9 protein-coding genes are annotated in these 15,387 nt (G+C 66.2%); 6 read left to right on the top strand and 3 right to left on the bottom strand.

What is annotated here, in order from left to right; all coding sequences use genetic code 11:
- Positions 1-167: 167 nt before the first annotated feature.
- On the bottom strand, positions 168-878 hold the full coding sequence (locus FDW84_RS07240) for a 3'-5' exonuclease (protein ID WP_138607987.1): 711 nt from the start codon (positions 876-878) through the stop codon (positions 168-170).
- A gap of 63 nt (positions 879-941) precedes the next feature.
- Here FDW84_RS07240 and FDW84_RS07235 point away from each other — a divergent pair, with 63 nt between their 5' ends.
- From FDW84_RS07235 to FDW84_RS07225, 3 genes are read left to right on the top strand one after another with little or no spacing between them, the layout of a single operon-like run.
- Positions 942-1,358, top strand: coding sequence for an MGMT family protein (locus tag FDW84_RS07235; RefSeq protein ID WP_138607985.1), 417 nt, complete (start codon positions 942-944; stop codon positions 1,356-1,358).
- Positions 1,355-4,735 (top strand): ATP-dependent helicase, encoded by a 3,381-nt coding sequence (locus tag FDW84_RS07230; RefSeq protein WP_240721424.1) that lies wholly within the window; start codon positions 1,355-1,357, stop codon positions 4,733-4,735. The genes FDW84_RS07235 and FDW84_RS07230 overlap by 4 nt, the downstream gene beginning before the upstream one ends.
- Positions 4,732-8,409, top strand: coding sequence for an ATP-dependent helicase (locus FDW84_RS07225; protein ID WP_138607983.1), 3,678 nt, complete (start codon positions 4,732-4,734; stop codon positions 8,407-8,409). The genes FDW84_RS07230 and FDW84_RS07225 overlap by 4 nt, the downstream gene beginning before the upstream one ends.
- A 23-nt stretch (positions 8,410-8,432) precedes the next feature.
- Here FDW84_RS07225 and FDW84_RS07220 read toward each other — a convergent pair whose 3' ends face one another.
- The gene (locus tag FDW84_RS07220; RefSeq protein WP_138607981.1) at positions 8,433-9,794 is read right to left on the bottom strand and encodes a macrolide 2'-phosphotransferase; all 1,362 of its coding nucleotides are present in this window, start codon (positions 9,792-9,794) and stop codon (positions 8,433-8,435) included.
- Between the two features lie 141 nt (positions 9,795-9,935).
- On the opposite strand from FDW84_RS07220, the gene nudC reads away from it, so the two are divergent.
- Genes nudC through FDW84_RS07205 form a run of 3 tightly spaced genes read left to right on the top strand, consistent with a single transcriptional unit; the run spans position 9,936 to position 13,757 of the window.
- Complete coding sequence (gene nudC / locus FDW84_RS07215) at positions 9,936-10,958, top strand: NAD(+) diphosphatase (RefSeq protein ID WP_138607978.1); 1,023 nt, start codon at positions 9,936-9,938, stop codon at positions 10,956-10,958.
- 58 nt (positions 10,959-11,016) lie between these two features.
- Entirely contained in the window at positions 11,017-13,152 is a 2,136-nt protein-coding gene (locus FDW84_RS07210) for an ATP-dependent DNA helicase UvrD2 (RefSeq protein ID WP_138607977.1), read from the top strand.
- 50 nt (positions 13,153-13,202) lie between these two features.
- Positions 13,203-13,757, top strand: coding sequence for a M48 metallopeptidase family protein (locus tag FDW84_RS07205; protein ID WP_171046698.1), 555 nt, complete (start codon positions 13,203-13,205; stop codon positions 13,755-13,757).
- A 39-nt stretch (positions 13,758-13,796) separates the two neighbouring features.
- On the opposite strand, the gene FDW84_RS07200 is transcribed toward FDW84_RS07205, so the two are convergent.
- A complete protein-coding gene (locus FDW84_RS07200; RefSeq protein ID WP_138607973.1) occupies positions 13,797-15,266 on the bottom strand; it encodes a zinc-dependent metalloprotease in 1,470 nt (489 codons plus the stop codon).
- Positions 15,267-15,387: the final 121 nt, after the last annotated feature.

Raw genomic sequence — 15,387 nt, 5'->3', positions numbered from 1 at the left:
AACATCAGGAGCGCCGATCCTTTGAATCAAATTCGGCGTTGACCCGCTTGCGCCTTTGCAATGGATGCCGTAACCCGTTGCCGGCGAACTGATACCCCTGAACTCGTTGCTGCTTCGTGAACTCTTATTACTGTGACTTGCCTCGCAAAGTAAAGTTCCGGGGGAAGCTAGAACCCTCCCGTTTCCGCATCCTGCGGCGGAAGTACCGGCCAATCGCCTTCAATGACGGCGGCCGGCTTGGTTTTGCGAAGGTAACCCTGGAAATCCGCCGCCTGGCTCACCGCCCAATCCACCTGCAACTGATGAAGCTGGCTGGCCGGCATCATGAGCTTTGGGAACTTCCCGGCCATCGCATCCAGAACGCGCAGGGTGGCCAGGGCATCCGCAGCCGAGGTATGTGCATTGTCCAGGACCACTCCGTATTCCTCGCAGAGTGCTGTCAGGGTCCGCTTTCCTTTGCGGTAGCGGTCCACCTGCTTGTTCATGACGTACGGGTCCAGGACAGGGAACCGGGAGAGCTGACGGACGCCGTAACGGGCCGATTCTGCAGCAAGGACAGTGAAGTCGTAGCTGGCATTGAAGGCAATCACTGGAATGCCGTCGTCGAAAAGGCCCTGCAGGACGGCCGCGACCTCCCTTGTGACCTCATCGGCCGGTCTTCCTTCCCGCCTGGCCTGCTCGGTGGTGATACCGTGCACATCGCTGGCTTCCGTGGGAATCTCCACACCGGGATCGGCCAGCCACTCATGCTCCTTGATGACATCGCCCTTGTGGTCCACCACTGTCACGGAAGCTGTGACGATACGCGCAGCCCGGGAGTTCCGGCCGGTGGTTTCCAGGTCGAAGGCGGCGCGGGGGAGGGTGTTCCAAGTGCTCATGCCTCAACGCTAAAGGGCACCACCGACAATTCCGGGGAGCGCCACTGCGGCTACATTGGATCAATGCGGATGGACTACGTGGAGGCGGTGCTGGCGATCGTCAGGATGGTTCCCGCCGGGTCCGCTGTGTCATACGGGGACGTCGCTGAGTTGCTGGGCTCAGGCGGTCCCCGGCAGGTTGGGGCAGTGATGAGCCATTATGGGAGCGGCGTCCCGTGGTGGCGGATTCTCAAAGCGAGCGGGCATCCGCCTGAGGGACATGACGTTGAAGCTCTCCGGCATTACCTTGCCGAAGGAACACCCCTTCGGGGAGACTACGCCGACGACGAACGGACAGGTGAAGGGCACTGGTGGGTTGATCTTTCGACTGCCCGCTGGGCACCAACAGAGGCCGACCTGGACAGGATCGACGACGTTGCCGGTACGCTGGAGCGGCGGCTGCACGGATTGTCAGTGCCCGATGGTGGAATATCCCTGTGACAGTAACAATGCCCTTTACCGGCCCTCGTGACGAATCCTGGGACGGCCCCTTGGCAGTCCCGGTCACTGCCGGCTGCACAGGCGCTGGTGCAGAAGAAGGTCCTGCAGCCCATCCTGCCGGGCATTTCGCCGCCGGGCTTCGATTGCTGCCCCCGCGCCAGGTGCATGCCGTACAGCCGCAGCTTTCGCCTGACCAGCAGTCCGCGGTTGACGTCATCCAAGGAAGCGGCCCGGTGCTGCTGCCTGGGGCTCCCGGTACGGGGAAGAGCACCGTCCTCGTGGAGGCGGCAGTCCAACGGGTCGTACGGGACGCCGTGGATCCGGAAAAGGTGCTTATCCTGGCCCCGAGCCGGCTGGCGGCGGACGCCTTGCGTGACCGTTTTACGGCCAGGCTGGACAGGAGCCTGAGCACCACGCCCGCACGGACCTGGGCGTCCTACGCCTTTGACCTGATCCGGCGCGCCAAGGCGGAAGGCATCCTTCCCCTGGCCCGGCCCCCGCGGCTCCTCTCGGGTCCTGAGCAGGACCTTATCATCAGGGAACTCCTCGAGGGGCACCGCCTTCCCGGACTGGAGCTGCCTTGGCCCGCCGACCTTGAAGGAGCACTGGAAACCCGGGGTTTCCGCCAGGAAGTCCGCCAGCTGTTCGACCGCATCATCGAATCAGGCCGCACCCCGGGCGACCTCGTGCGGCTCGGCCGGGAATGCGGCCGGCCTGACTGGATTGCTGCTGCCGCCCTCTACGCGGAGTACCGGGATGTTCTGGACCTGCGGATGCCCGAGGCTTTTGACCCTGCCGGAATCATCACAGCCGCCCGGCAGATTTTCCAGGAGTCTCCCGCTTTCCTGGCCGCGGAACGGGACCGGCTGCAGGTAATCCTGGTGGACGACGTTCAGGAAGCCAACCCTGCGATTTTTGAACTGCTCGCTGACATCGCAGCCGGAAAGGACTGCTTCGTTGCTTTTTCCCCGGACACTGTTGTCCAGGGCTTCCGCGGGGCAAGGCCCGATCTGGTGGCTGAGTTGCCCCAGCTGCTGTCGCCGCAGTCCCCTGTACTGGAACGCCCGCTGCAGTACGCCCACCGGCACGCTCCGGCGGTTGCCCGGGCCTGGCTTGGAGTTGCCGACCGCATATCACAGCGTGCCGGCGGGCAGCTGGCCAGGCGCCTGGAGCAGCTTCCCTGCCAACAGCTTCCGGGGGGAGAGGTCCACAACGGCCGGCAGCAGGGGGCAGTTGAGGCACACTTGGTTCCTTCCGCTGTGCACGAATTGCGGTACGTTGCCCAGCGCATCCTGGACCAGCACATCAATCACGGCCGCGACCTGGCGGACCTCGCCGTCATTGTGCGCAACGGTGCCCAGGTGAGCGAGTTCCAGCGTTACCTTTCGGGGCAGGGAATCGCAGTCCGGGTACCTGTAGCCGAATCCGCCGTCCGGGATGAGGTGGCGGTCCGGCCGCTGCTTGACGCCTTCGCCATCGCCCTGGATCCGGACCTGCTGACTCCTGAGGCCGCGGTATCGCTTCTGACCTCCCGGATCGGCGGTGCCACCTCAATCGAGCTCCGCCGCCTCCGGCAATCACTGCGGAAGGAAGAGATCCAGGGCGGCGGCGGCCGGACCAGTGACGCGCTGCTGGTGGAAGCGCTGCTGGAACCCGGTGCCCTTTCCACCCTTGGAATCGAGGGCAGGGCGGCGCGCCGCGCGGCGAGGATGATCCAGGCCGGCAGGCGCGCTGCTGCGGAACCTGGCGCAAACGCTGAATCGGTCCTCTGGGCACTCTGGCACTCCACCGGACTGGCAGGTGCCTGGACCGAAACAGCGCTTTCCGGCGGTCCGCACGGAGCGCGGGCGGACCGTGACCTGGACGCCATGATGGCCCTCTTCCACACCGCTGAGCGCTACGTGGACCAAATGCCCGGCGCCGGACCCGAGCAGTTCCTCGAATATCTCCTGAACCAGGAGCTTCCAATGGACACGCTTGCGGCCCGGGCACAGGTGGACGACGCCGTGGAGCTTTTGACTCCCGCCAGCGCAGCAGGCCGGGAGTGGCCGGTGGTCATCGTGGCAGGGCTGCAGGAAGGTGTCTGGCCCAATACCAGGCTGCGCGGTGAACTCCTGGGAAGCACCCTGTACAGCGATGCCGTGGAGCACGGAGCGGAGTATGCCCTGCAGCGGGACCCGCTGAGCAGGCTGCGTGATATCCGTTACGACGAACTCCGCAGCTTTTCCACCGCAGTGTCCAGGGCGCGGGAACTGCTTGTCTGCACTGCGGTTTCGTCTGAGGACGACCAGCCCTCCTCCTTCCTCGACTACGTTGCACCGCTGGAGCCGGGACAGGAAGCCAGGGCCTTCACCGCCGTGGAGCGGCCCATGACCCTGCGGGCCCTTGTTGCCGAGCTTCGACAGCACGCGCAGCTGGAAGGAAGGGATGCGGCGCAGGCCGGGGAAGCTGCCAGGGTCCTGGCATTCCTGGCAAGGGCTGAGCCACCCGTGCCGGGGGCCCATCCGCAGAGCTGGTGGGGGCTGCTGCCCCTGACGACAGAGGCAGCAGTGGTTCCGCCGGGTGGGACAGTGTTCGTTTCGCCTTCGAAGGTGGAAACGGTACAGAAGTCTCCACTCGACTGGTTTATCCAGGCCGCCGGAGGCGAAGCAGCAACGGATTTCGCGCGAAGCCTTGGAACCCTGGTGCACGCCATCGCCCAGGAGATGCCTGACGCTTCCGGGGCCGAGTACGTGGAGGAGCTGGTCCGGCGCTGGCCTGCGCTGGGAATGAAGGACAACTGGGAGGGCCGGTTGGATTTCCAGCGCGCGGAGTCCATGGTGCGCAAGCTGGCCCAGTACGTGGTGCTCATGCGGAGCGAGGGCCGAAGCCTGCTGGGCGTGGAACAGGACTTCGAAGTGGCACTGGGAAAGGTTCCGGTTGATGATGCTGCCGAGCGGGAAGCGGTGCTGCGGGGCCAGGTGGACCGCCTGGAAATCGACCGCGAAGGAAGGCTGGTCATCGTGGACCTGAAGACAGGGAAGCGCCAACCGGGCAAGGGGGAATTGTCACGGCATCCCCAATTGGGCGCGTACCAGGCTGCGGTACTGGCGGGGGGCTTCACGGACGCTCAGGGCAGCCCGGGTGACCCGCTTCCCGGCGGGGCTGTACTGGCCCAACTCGGAACCGGGGCCAAGAACCCCTCAATCCAGCAGCAGGACCCTATCGACCCGCAGGAGAACTGGGCCATGGACATGGTGACGGAAGCTGCCGCCCTGATGGCAGGCAGTTCGTTTGAAGCGCGGCATGATCCCGCAAAAGGCAGCCACGGCGGCCGCGGCTGCCGGTTGCCCGAGGTATGCCCGTTGTGCGTGCGCGGAAGGCAGGTGACCGAATGAGGCAGGACGTGCGGAATCCGGAGGATGCCTTCACCGTAAAGTCCTCTTCCGCGGCGCGCCGTTCCGCGGGAGTCCCTGCCGCCGCCGGCTCTGCTGCTGTGCTCCCTTCCGGCCAGATCTTGTCCGCTCCGGGCTCCGGTGGGGCGGATGCCCCGCCGGAACCGTGGTTCAGCCCGGAGGAGCTTTCTGTCCTCCTTGGCGAGAAGAATGTGCCAACACCGGAGCAATCGGAGATTATTTCGTCCCCGTTGACGCCGCGGCTGGTCATCGCAGGGGCAGGGTCCGGCAAGACGGCCACCATGGCTGACCGCGTGGTCTGGCTGGTGGCCAACGGCTGGGTCAGGCCGGAAGAAGTGCTGGGTGTGACCTTCACCAGGAAGGCTGCCGGCGAACTGGCCTCCCGGATCCGGGCAAAGCTGGCTGCCCTCCAGCAACTGGCCGCGCGGGACGGGAGGGGGCCGGACAGCGGGCACAAGCTGTTTCCGGAGGGAGTTGTCAACGGTGACGCCCTGGAACCGAAAGTGTCCACCTACCACTCGTTTGCGAGCGGCATCGTGTCAGACTACGGGCTGCGCCTTGGAGTGGAGCGGGATGTAGTCCTGCTCGGCGGCGCCCAGGCGTGGCAGTTGGCCAGCGAGGTTGTCGAGGCCTATGACGGCGAGTACGGGCACTTCCGTGCAGCCAAGTCCACTTTGGTCAAGGCAGTCATCCAGCTTGCCGGAGAATGTGCTGAGCACCTTCAGGAACCTGAGGACGTCGAAGCCTGGTTGATGGCGCGGCTTTCCGACTTCGAATCCGTCCCTTACCTTGCAGCCAAGAAAAAGAATCCTCCACAGGCGGCGGCCGAGCTCGCTGGAATGCTCAGGACCAGGGCCAGTGTGGCTGACATGGTTGGCCGGTACGCCGCCGCCAAACGGGCGCGTGGTGCCCTGGACTTTGGTGACCTCGTGGCCCTTGCCGCCCGTGTGGCGCAGGACGTTCCCTTGGCTGCCCAGATGGAGCGGCAGCGCTACAAGGTGGTACTGCTGGACGAATTCCAAGACACATCCCACGCCCAGCTGGTCCTGTTTTCGCGGCTCTTCGGCGGCGGCCACGCCGTAACCGCAGTGGGTGACCCCAATCAGTCGATTTACGGTTTCCGGGGCGCATCGGCAGGGCAGCTCTTCCATTTCGTGCGTGAGTTCCCCGTGTGGAACGGGATATCAGGGAATGGGACAGCAGAGGCTTCAACAGCCGGGGACGGCAGGGAAGGGGCCGCTGGAAGCTGGTCCCCTGCGCCCACGTCGTACCTCACAACTGCATGGCGGAACGGCCGGTCCATCCTTGCCGCTGCCAATGTAATGTCCGAAACGCTGGCGCGGGCAGCGGCCCAGCGCGGACCGGCCGGCGGGGGAGGGCAGGCAGTACCTGACGTGCCGCCACTGCAGCCGAGCCCGCATGCCGTGGCGGGAGCGGTGGTGCTGGGGCGGTTCAACAGCGATGCTGAGGAAGCCGCCGCGCTCGCAGACGACGTCCTGAAGTACCGGGTGACGGACTTCGACCTGAAGCCCGACGGTTCACCTGTTCCGCCGGCAATTGCTGTCCTTTGCAGACGGCGGGCGCAGATGGAGCCTATTCGGCGCCAACTGGAGGCCCGCGGGATTGCCTACGAGATCGTCGGTCTCGGGGGACTTCTTGATACGCCGGAAATCATGGACCTTGTGGCAACACTCCGGGTCCTCGCAGACCCCGGCCGTTCAGACGCCTTGATGCGCCTGTTGGCGGGGGCGCGCTGGCGCATAGGCCCGGCCGACCTCATGGCACTGCGTGACTGGTCCAGCCAGCTGGCGCGGCGGCGCGGCCAGGCGGCACCCGATGACAACCAGCCTTCCGACATGGAGCCGGCCGTGCTGGAAGGTGATCTTACTGACGGCGCCAGCCTGGTGGAGGCGTTGGATTGGCTGCCGCGGGAAGACTGGACCTCCTCCAACGGCAGGTCCCTGACGCCCATGGCGCGGGAACGGCTGATCCGGCTCGCGGCGGAGCTGCGCCAGCTGCGGGGCTACTTGGGCGACGACCTCACCACGCTGCTCGGCGAAGTGGAGCGGGCCATGCTGCTCGACATCGAGGTAGCCGCCAGGCCCGGTATCAGCATCCATCAGGCACGGCGCAACCTTGATGCTTTCCAGGACGCGGCCGCCGGGTTCCTGCGGACATCCCAGCGCGTGGACATCCTTGCCTTCCTGTCGTGGCTCGAAGCCGCGGCTGCCGAAGAGAACGGATTGGAAGCGCCACCGAGCGACGTCAACCGTGAAGCCGTGCAGCTCCTTACCGTCCATGCCTCCAAGGGCCTGGAGTGGGATGTGGTTTTTGTGCCCGGGCTGAATGCCAAGGATTTTCCCAGTGACCGTGATTCGCGCTGGAGCAGCGGTGCCGCCGCCTTGCCCTGGCCGCTGCGCGGTGACCGTGCCGACCTGCCACAGTGGGACCTCGACCAGCCTGACCAGAAAGGCTGGCTCGATGCGGAAAAGGATTTCAAGGCCGCTGTCCAGGCGCATGCGGAGTCGGAGGAACGGCGGCTGGCCTACGTTGCCTACACCAGGGCAAAGCACGTGCTGTGGGCCTCAAGTGCTGCCTGGGTGGGATCCAGGTCAGGGCGGGCGGACATGTCCCCCTTCCTTGCTGAGCTGGAGCCGCTGGCAACAAAGGCCAGTGAACTCTCAAAAGCATCCGCGGTAATTCATCTGTTGTCCATGGAGGAGTCCTCGCTGCCTGAGACAAGCCCGCTGACACTGGACGTGGAGGCGGCGGGGTGGCCTTACGACCCCTTGGAGGGGCCAGTGAATCCCCGTACGGGGGAGCGTCTGCGCCTGGCAGGTGGCCGTCGCGTTGCCATGGAATTGGCCGCTGCGCGGGTACTCCAGGCAATAAAGGCTGACGGACAGGGGCTGCCTGCGGCCCTGCCCGGCGCCGGAACTGCCGGAGGAACGGCGCCTGTCCCGACCCCCGATCTCCCGGGGCCGGCTGCCGGCTGGGCGCGGGAAGCAGCGCTGCTGCTGGAACGCCGGGCCAGGAGGTCGGCCGGCCAGGACGTCCACCTTCCCACTCACATCTCCGCTTCCACCCTGGTGGACCTGGACGAGAACGCGTCGGCGGTGCTGGCCCGGCTCCGCAGGCCGGTGCCGCGGGAACCTGGCATGTCTGCCCGGAAGGGGACGGCCTTCCACGCATGGGTGGAAGAGTACTTTGGTAAAGCCGGCATGCTCGACCTCGATGAGGCGCCGGGCTCGGACGACCACATCGATGCGGCATACGATCTGGACGCCATGGTTGCCACCTTCCGTTCGTCCCCCTGGGCAGACCGCTCGCCTGCCTTTGTCGAGGTGCCCGTGGAGACGCGGGTGGGAGACGTTGTGGTCCGCGGAAGGATTGATGCCGTTTTCCAGGACGCCGACGGCCGCTGGGACCTGGTGGACTGGAAGACTGGAAGGCGCCCGTCCGGTGCCCGGCTCAAAACTAGGGCGGTGCAGCTTGCCGTGTACCGCTTGGCGTGGTCACGGCTGAAGGGCGTGCCGCTGGAAGAGGTTCGGGCGGCCTTCTTCTACGTTGCTGACAACGACGTCGTGCGGCCCCACGATTTGGGCACTGCCGCTGAACTGGAGGAGATCGTCGCGGCTGCCCTCACGGGGCCCTGAACCGGTACTTCATGCTGACTTAGTCAGGTCTTCTTCGAGTCGACGATCGTCAGGACGGCAGTGGAAGTATCATCCGAGCCCCCGGGGGAGGCGGCAACGTCGGTCTTCGTGCCGGAGTTGGTACCACCGGCGTTGCTGCCGGCCGCGCCGCCCTTCTCGTCGTTGCCGTCGTTGCCGTCGTTGCCGTCGGACCCTTCGCCGGCATTCCGTACGGGCGCCACTTGTCCGGCACCCGGTGCCGCGGGACTCGGGGTCACCGGAATGGGCGTTACGTGTACTGCGGGCTGGGCCGGGACGTGAAGGACGGTCACGGCCGGCACCGAAGCCGGCATCGCTTCGTCGGCAGCGCGCATGCCCGGGACGCTGTCGGGCGCGGCGCTTGCAGGCACTGCCGGCGCCGCATGGACCGGCGTGACAGCTGCGGCAGCAGCCGCCGTGGTGGGCAGGGGTTCCACGCTGATCGGTTGCCCGCCGTGCTCCTCGATGTCGCCCGCCAAGGTAGTCAGCATTTCTTCAGCCTCGGCAACCATGGAGGCATCGCCGGCGGCTATTCCTTTCACGAGGTACTGCGCCAGGGCGAACTCAGCTGACAGTGCTGCCCGCCGCAGAAGGTGCTTGTCGGGAGTGTCGCGGCGGCCGGAGGTGTAGGCATCCACGACGGCGTCCACGAAGTCCTGCTCGTTTGAAGCGACAAGCCAGGCAAAATCGTCCGCAGGGTCACCGATCCTAAGGTCGGTCCAACCCGTCACCGCAGTGACCCGGTGGCCCTCCACCAGGAGGTTGTCCTCGTGCAGGTCCCCGTGCACCACACAGGGGTTGAAGCGCCACAAGGAGACATCCTCCAGCGCATGTTCCCACCGAAGCAGCAGTGCGGGAGGGATTTTTCCGGTGGTGGCGGCCTGGTCCAGTTCATTCAGCCTGCGCTGCCGGAATTCGTTCGGGGTGTAGCTGGGCAGGTCGGCGTTGCTGACCAGTTCCCGGGGCAGGTCATGGATCGCTGCCAGTGCGACGCCGATTTCCCGGGCCAGCGCGGCCGGGCCCGCGGTGAGTTCTTCCACGCTGCGGGTGCTCCCGGCAAGGTGGGAGTACACGAAGGTGCTCAAGGTCCCCAGCCGCACGCTGCCGGCCACCGTGGGCATGAGGAAGGGCAGTTCCGCGCGGATGGCCGGGGAGAAGGCCCGCAGAACCAGGTATTCCGTTTCCAGCCGGGCACTGGCCTCGGCATGCCGCGGCGACCTCACCCGCCAGCGCTTGCCCTCCGAGTCCAGGAGCAGTGCAGAGTCGAAGTCCGCGGGGTCGTCCGGGGCAGAGCTAACGGCCGTTGGGGTCAGTCCGGGGACTGCCGCGGTTGCAACGGCTGCCAGTTCAATCGGTTTTCTTCTCACGTTTCCACGGTAGATTGCCCGCAGTCCCAGAAGCCGGTCCGGCGGCGGCGAGTCTCCAGATACCTGGAAATAGGGGAGACGACGCCCACAGGGGCAGGGACGAAAATATCAATTGTCAGCCCCAGTCAGTACGGTGGATCTATGAGCCACGCGGAGTCTGTTTCACCCGTCCAGCAGGGGCAGCCGGCAACGCTGCCCGCCAACCACCTCATGGACACCCTGCTTCCTGTCAGGCCGGCGTTGCTGGACCGTGCATCGGCTGAGCGCGCGGCCCCGGGATTCGTGGACGACCTGCTGGCCCAAGCAGGAACGCAGGCGGTTGCCCTGTCCGGGCGGCAGGGCCTGGTGCAGGGCGGGGGCCTGTTCGTCACGGGCGCACGGCAACTGCTGGACAACCTCACCGCTGCCAACTGTGCCCCGGAATTCATCATCTACTTGGGATCCGCCCTCCCGGATTCAGACTTTCCGGCCGGAACGGGCCTGCTGCTGTTCGTCCTGCCTGAGCCGGCTGCACCCGGGACAGCGGGCGTGCCGTCGGACGCGCGCTGGGCCGGTTTCCGCGATGTGGCTGCAGCGCTGACTGAAACCCATACCGCGTTGTTTGTTGAAGCGAGCGCCATCGCCAACTGGCACGCCGGGCACACGCACTGTCCGCGCTGCGGAACGCCCACGAAGGTGGAGTCCGGCGGCTGGGTCCGGCGGTGCCCGGCAGACTCGTCGGAACATTTCCCCCGGACAGATCCCGCCATCATCGTCACCGTGGTGGGCCCGGACGGCAGGCTGCTGCTGGGCGGCGGCGGGCCGGTGGATGCCCGGAACTACTCCCTGCTGGCGGGCTTTGTGGAACCCGGCGAGTCGCTTGAGCAGGCAGTGGTCCGCGAAATTTACGAGGAGGTGGGAGTGCGGGTCACCGCGTGCCAGTACCTCGGCTCGCAGTCCTGGCCTTTCCCTGCCTCCCTTATGCTTGGATTTACCGCCGTCACCGAAGACGCCGAGGCAAGGCCCGACGGCGTTGAGGTCACCAGGGCGCGCTGGTTCAGCCGGGAGGAACTCCAGGATGCTGTGCTCAGCGGTGAGATCACCATCTCCAGCCGGCTCTCCATTGCCCGCTCTTTGATAGAGCACTGGTACGGCGGCCGGATCCAGGACCGCGCCGGCGCCTGAGACCAGCACTAATCCACCAGACTCCAGCATGCGGTAGTCGAGACAAAGAGCAGCAGAAGTGACTACAGAACATTTAGACGCGGCAGCCTCCCTGGAGGACCGCATCCTTGGGGGATTGGACGCGGAGCAGCGGGAAGTTGCCAGCACGCTGAACGGCCCGTTGTGTGTCCTGGCCGGCGCGGGGACAGGCAAGACCCGCGCCATCACGCACCGCATCGCCTACGGTGTCCACTCCGGCGTCTACACACCCCAGCGGCTGCTGGCGGTGACCTTTACAGCCCGTGCGGCCGCCGAGATGCGCAGCCGGCTCCGGGACCTCGGCGCCGGAAACGTGCAGGCACGGACCTTCCACGCCGCAGCCCTGCGCCAGCTCCAGTTCTTCTGGCCGCAGGCGGTGGGCGGAACCCTGCCGCAACTCCTGGACCACAAGGCGCAGATGCTGGCCGAGGCTGCACGCCGGCTCCGGCTCAGCACCGACAGAGCCTCCATCCGGGACCTTGCCTCGGAAATCGAGTGGGCCAAGGTGTCCATGCTGACACCGGCCAACTATCTCGAAAACGCCCAGGGGAGGGGAACCCCGGGAGGATTCGACCTCACTGCCGTGGCGCGTGTCTTCCAGTCCTACGAGGACGTGAAGACGGACCGCAACGTCATCGACTTCGAGGATGTTCTGCTCATCACGGTGGGCATCCTGCAGGAGGACGAGAAGGTGGCTGCTACAGTCCGCGAACAGTACCGGCACTTTGTGGTTGACGAGTACCAGGACGTTTCCCCGCTGCAGCAGCGGCTCCTGGAACTCTGGCTCGGGGGCAGGGACGAACTCTGCGTGGTGGGTGATGCCAGCCAGACCATCTACTCCTTCACAGGGGCTTCGCCAAAGCACCTGCTGGACTTCAAGGCCCGCTACCCGAAGGCCAACGTCGTCAAGCTGGTCCGGGACTACCGTTCCACGCCCCAGGTGGTGAAACTCGCCAATGACCTGCTTGCGAACCGCCGCAGCGGCGGCCCGACGGCCGACGCCGCCTGGGCATCTCCGCTCCAGCTCGTTGCCCAGCGGCCGGCCGGTCCCGCACCGCAGTTCACAGAGTGCGCCGACGATGAAGCAGAAGCCGCCACTGTTGCGCAGAAGATCAAGGCACTGCTTGACGCCGGCACCGCCGCCAGCGAGGTGGCTGTGCTGTTCCGCACGAACGGACAGTCCGAGGCGTACGAACAGGCCCTGGCTGCCGCCGGTATCGGGTACCAGCTGCGGGGAGGAGAGCGTTTCTTCGCCCGCAAGGAGGTCCGGGACGCCATTCTGCAGCTGCGCGCGGCCACCCGGGCGGCTGCAGAAACGGACGCTCTTGAACCCCTCGGCCAGCTGGTCAGGGACATCGTTTCCTCACTCGGCTACACGGACTTACCACCCCACAGCGGGGGCGCCCTCCGGGAGCGCTGGGAGTCATTGGCAGCGCTGGTGGCACTTGCCGATGAACTGGTCCAGTCCCGCGGCACGCAATTTGGTCTTGCCGACTTCGTGAACGAGCTCCAGGAACGTTCGCTTGCCCAGCACGCCCCTACGGTTCAGGGCGTGACGCTTGCCTCCCTGCACGCGGCGAAGGGCCTGGAGTGGGACGCGGTTTTCCTGGTAGGCCTCAGCGAAGGACTGATGCCAATCTCTTTTGCTGATTCACCCGAATCCGTGGATGAGGAACGCCGGCTTCTGTACGTCGGAATTACCCGTGCGCGTGAGCACCTGCATCTCTCGTGGTCCACTGCCAGAACGCCGGGCGGCAGGGCCAATCGGAAACCCTCAAGGTTCCTTGACGGGCTGCGTCCTGACTCGGTGGCGGTCTCAGGCGCCAGGGGAAAAGTAACGGTGTCCCGCCGCAAGGCTGCCGCTCCTGCCGTGTGCAGGGTCTGCGGGAGCATGCTCGCCACAGGCGCCGAACGCAAGGTGGGGCGCTGCAACTCCTGTCCGCCCAGTTATGAGGAACAGACCTTCGATGCACTAAGGAACTGGCGCCGGGAAGTTGCCCTTTCCGCGGAGGTGCCGGCCTTCGTGGTGTTCACCGATGCAACGCTGACCGCCATCGCCGAGGCGCGGCCCGCCTCCCTTGAAGAGCTCGCGTCGCTGGCGGGGGTAGGACCGTCAAAACTGGAACGCTACGGGGAAGACGTTCTGCGGGTTCTCTCGGAAAGCACCGCCCTGTGAGGGCCGGTCACGCCGACAGGACCAAAGGGGCGCAACCAGGACGAGCTCCCTTGACCACCGACGGCGGAGCGCCCGTGGTGGTGCGGCGTTCCGCCCGGCGCACCCGCACTGTGGCAGCCTTCTGGGAAAACGGTACGGCGGTAGTTGCCATCCCTGCGCGGTTTACGGCCGCCCAGGAGGCCGATTGGGTGCACAAAATGGTCGCCAAGCTGCAGCGCCAGGGGGAGCGGCGGGCCGCTGGTGGCAGGAGGCGCCCAGCCTCCGATCTCGCCCTCGCCGAACACGCCGCGCACTTATCGGCACGGTACCTCGGGGGACGCGCCGTGCCCACATCGGTCCGTTGGGTCAGCAACCAGAACTCGCGGTGGGGGTCAGCCACCCCCGCGGAGGGGACCATTCGACTGTCGGACAAGCTCCGCCCGATGCCCCAATGGGTGATCGACTACGTCCTGCTGCATGAGCTGGCCCACCTGCTGGTTGCCGCGCACAACGCCGCCTTTTGGAAGCTGCTTGATGCCTACCCCGAAACGCAGCGGGCCAAGGCGTTCCTGGAAGGCGTTTCCTTTGCCACGGGGCGCGGCTTGCCCGGCACTGATGCCGACTAAAGCAGAGCAGGCAACAGTGCAGGGCGCCGGCGCCGCGTCCTAACCCTTCGGCTGGCCTGCCTGACCTTCGTCGGGAAGCCCATCGCCGCCGTCGTCCTTGCCGGTACCGTCCTCAGACTGGCCCCCGGCGCTGCTTTCCCTTTCCGCGCCTGCGGCCGGAGCAGCGTCGAAGCCGCCGTTAAGCAGTTTCTGCAGGGCGTCATCCACTTCGCTGTCACTTGCCTCGGCCAGTTTGCGGCGTCCGCTGAAGCCCTTGGGATCGTCCAGGTCCTGGGCAGTAGGCAACAGGTCCGGGTGCTGCCAGATGGCGTCCCGGCCGTCGATGCCGCGCTCTTCCTTCAAGGTGGCCCACAGAGTCGCCGCATCACGCAGCCTGCGGGGCCTCAGCTCGAGGCCCACGAGTGAAGCAAAGGCGTGCTCGGCCGGCCCCCCTGTTGCGCGGCGGCGCCGTACGGTTTCCCGCAGCGCGCCCGCGGACGGCAACACCTGCTCCGTGGCTGCTGCGGTGAGCTCATCCACCCAGCCCTCCACCAGTGCCAGCGCCGTCTCCAGTTTTTCGAGGGCCTGTTCCTGCGCAGGGGTCCGCTGGGGCATGAACACACCCTGGGAAAGGGCCTCCTGGATGCCCTCCGGGTTGCTGGGATCGAGGTCCCGCGCAAGTTCCTCGATCCGGGAGGTGTCGATGTGGATTCCGCGGGCATAAGCCTCAATGGCACCGAGGAGGTGGCCGCGAAGCCATGGAACCTGGACAAAGAGGCGGGCGTGGGCTGCTTCCCGCACGGCGAGGAAGAGGAGGATATCGTTCTCGGCAAGGGACAGGCCTTCGCCGAAGGCGGCGACGTTGGCCGGCAGCAGGGCCATTTCAAGGTCCGCGAGGGGAACGCCGATGTCAGTCGAGCTGACGACGTCCGCGGAGAGGGCACCGATGGCCTGGCCCAGCTGCATCCCGAAAATGGCGCCGCCCATGTTCTGGAGCATGGAGGAGGCGCCGCCCATCATGGACTTCATTTCCTCGGGCATCTGCTCCGTCATGGCTGAGGAGAGGGCGTTGGCGATGCTGTTGGCCACCGGCTCCGTCAGCCTCTTCCAGGTGGGAAGCGTGGCCTCAACCCATTCCGCCCGGGACCAGGCACGTCCGATCAGGCCAGTGGCGGGAAGGTCCGTAACGGGGTCCAGCCAAAGCTCAGCCAGGCGAAGGGCCTCATCAACGTCTCGGGACTGCTGGGACGTCACCGAGGGATCCGAGCTCGCGGCAGCAACACGGCGCGCATTGTCGTGCGCCAGAGTCCAGTTCACCGGGCCCTCGGACGGGGCGCTCATCATCGCCTGCACCTGGGAGAACATCTGCGCCAGCAGGTTGGGATCATTTGGCAGGCCGGCGGCTTTGGCCAGCTCGGCGGGGTCGAAATTCTCCATCCCCTTGCCGCCCATCAGGTTCTGCAGCATCTCGGTCAACGGATCCTTGGGGGTGTCATCCCCGTTGGATGGATTGAGTGGATTGGAGGTCATGATCCCGCCGATCGTCGGTGTGACTGTCAACCTTCACGGTACCGCGGCCGCACCCGGCTGTCTGCCGCACGGCGTTGCCGTTCGCTCTGGGCAAAGACCAGGGCAAGGGCGTTGTTCCACG

The organism is Pseudarthrobacter sp. NamE5 (assembly GCF_005796225.1).
Classification (GTDB): Bacteria; Actinomycetota; Actinomycetes; order Actinomycetales; family Micrococcaceae; genus Arthrobacter.
This window is presented reverse-complemented; position numbering and strand designations above follow the sequence as displayed.